This window comes from Protofrankia sp. CiP1_Cm_nod4, assembly GCF_982290645.1.
This window is the reverse complement of sequence record NZ_CEVIVC010000004.1, coordinates 76,298-78,800: the sequence shown is the minus strand read 5'-3', so window position 1 is coordinate 78,800 and position 2,503 is coordinate 76,298. Positions and strand designations below refer to the sequence as shown.

2 protein-coding genes are annotated in these 2,503 nt (G+C 77.7%); both read right to left on the bottom strand.

Translation table 11 applies throughout. From position 1 onward, the window contains the following. Nucleotides 1–498 (bottom strand): peptide deformylase (def, locus tag AC5LSR_RS02150; RefSeq protein WP_493468096.1); only part of this gene is annotated, 498 nt, incomplete at its 3' end. Nucleotides 499–632: 134 nt separating this feature from the next. After that, on the bottom strand, nt 633–2,503 hold a 1,871-nt coding region (locus AC5LSR_RS02145; RefSeq protein WP_493468095.1), incomplete at its 5' end, for a primosomal protein N'.

The following is a 2,503-nucleotide window of genomic DNA, read 5'->3' as shown; positions in this document are numbered from 1 at the left end:
AGCCTGCCCGGCCCACTCCGCCTCGCGGATGGCCTTCATGGCCGCCTTCTTCGTCTCCGAATCCAGCCGGTCGATGAACAGCACCCCGTCGAGATGGTCGGTCTCATGCTGGACGCAGCGTGACAGCAGGCCGCTGCCCTCGATCGTGACAGGATCGCCGTGGACGTTCTGGCCGACCGCGATCACCCGCTCCGGCCGTCTCAGCTCGAAGGAGAGGCCGGGCAGGGACAGGCAGCCCTCCTCGCCGTCCATCAGCTCCTCGCTGAACGGCCCGAGGACGGGGTTGACCAGGTGGCCCACCTCGCCGTCCACGTCGTAGGTGAACACCCGCAGCGACACCCCGAGCTGCGGCGCGGCCAGCCCGACCCCACCCGCCTCGTGCATGCTCTCGACGAGGTCGTCGACCAGGCGGCGGAGCTCCTTGTCGAAGGTGGTGACCAGTTCGGCCACCGTCCGCAGCACCGGGTCCCCCAACAGCCGGATCTCTCGGACCGTCACTGCCGCACCTCTTCCCGACCGCTTCCCGCGCCCTCTTCCCGCGCCCGCAACATGTATCCATCAAAATACACGTCCATCAGGAACGAATTTATTACACTAAGTAACTTACGCGAGACATGGTCATCACGGCATCATCACAGCAAGGTGATCGGATCGGGGACGACCCGCACCGGTGGGGAGCGGCGGGCGTCGAGGACGCCGCTGGCCGCCTTGAGCGCGGCGGCGAGCTGCTGCCCCTGTGCCCTGGGGACCCGCACCAGGACACGCTCCCACCGCTGCCCGGCGGGCTCCGGCACGTCCGCGTCCTCGGCGCCGGCGGGCCGGGCCGCCCTCCCCGCGGGGGCGGACCGACCTGTCCCGCCGGCGGGAGCGGGCCGGCCCGCCGGCCCGGCGCCGGCCGGGCGGTCCGCCTCGTCCAGCGGGACCGGGCCGAGCACGTCGGCGCCGGCGGGCAGCCGCGCCGCCGCGACCAGGTCGGCAACCGCGCCGGCGGCGCCCTCGACGGCGATGACGCGGGTGGCCGGCGGGAAGCCGAGGGCGGCCCGCTCGTCCGCCTCCCGCCGGACGAACCAGGCCGGGTCCCAGCGGGTCAGCGCCTGGACCACCGCGAGCCCGGCGTCGGCGACGACGACGACCCGGCCGCCGTCGGCCGCGGGCCGGGCGAGCGCCGCCGCCGCGCACCACCGGCGCAGCGTCTCCTCGGCCGCGCGCAGGTCCGGGCGGCCCAGCAGCGCCCAGGTGTCGAGCAGCAGGACCGCGCCGTACCCGCCGTCGGCCACCGGCTCGGCCCCCGGGGTGGCCACCACCAGCGCGGGCTCCGCCGCGACGGCCGCCAGCACGCCGTCACGGCCGGAGGTGCGCACGACGGCCCCGGGGAAGGCACGTCCCAGCTCCTCGGCGGTGCGCCGGTCCCCGACGACGCTCGCCCGGAAGCGGACGTCCCGGCAGTACGGGCACCGCCACCCGGCCTCGGCCGGGACGGCCACCGAAGATCCGCCCAGGACGGCCGCCGGCAGTCCGCCCGAGACGGGCACCGGCGGTCCGCCCGGGACGGGCGCGGAAGGCCTGGTGGGCCATCCGCCGGCGCCGGCGCCGGTGGCGGCCCCGGGCTGCGGGTGGTGGGCGTCGGGCCGCGCGCCGACCGCCACCCGCGCGCACCAGCCGCAGGACGGCGGCCCGGAGCCGCCGTGGCGTCCCAGCGGCCCCCGGCAGTGCCGGCAGCGGGCCGGCCGCCGGCAGCCCGCGCAGGCCAGCGACGGCTGGTACCCGCGCCGCGGCACCTGCACGAGGACCGGCGCGCCCGCGGCCAGCGCCTCCCGGGCGGCACGCCAGGCCAGCGACGGCAGCCGCGCCGCCCGCGCCGCCGGATCCCGGGCCTGTTCGGTCTGCGACCCCGTCGCCTCGACCCGGGGCGCGGCGGCCCGGAGCACCGGGCGCGGCGCGGCCATGGCCGAGGCCCAGCCGACACGGACCATCGCCTCGGCGTCGGTCGACGGCGACCAGCCACCGACGATCAACGCCGCCCGCTGCTGGCGGGCGCGCAGCACGGCGACGTCCCGCACGTGCGGGTAGGGAGCGCGCGGCTCGGCGTGCAGGTCGTCCCCGTCGTCCCAGACGACGATCAGCCCGAGGTCCGCGACCGGGGCGAACACGGCCGCCCTGGTCCCCACGACGACCCGGGCCTGCCCGCGGCGGACGGCGAGGAAGCGTCGGTAGCGTTCGGCCGGGCCGAGATCGGCACGCAGTGTGACGAAATCGGCCGGGTCGAGCACGTCCGCCAGCGCGGCGGCGACCCGGTCGACGTCCCGGTGGTCGGGCACGACGACCACCGCCCCGCGGGCGGACGCCACCGTGGCGGCCACGGCCGCGGCGACCATCGACGGCCAGGACGGCCCGGGCAGCGCCCACCACACGACCCGGGGGCTGCCACCGGCCCGCAGGGCCGCCAGCGTCCGCTCCCCGTCGGGGTAGTCCGCCCAGGCGCCGGGCAGACCCGCCCGCGCCG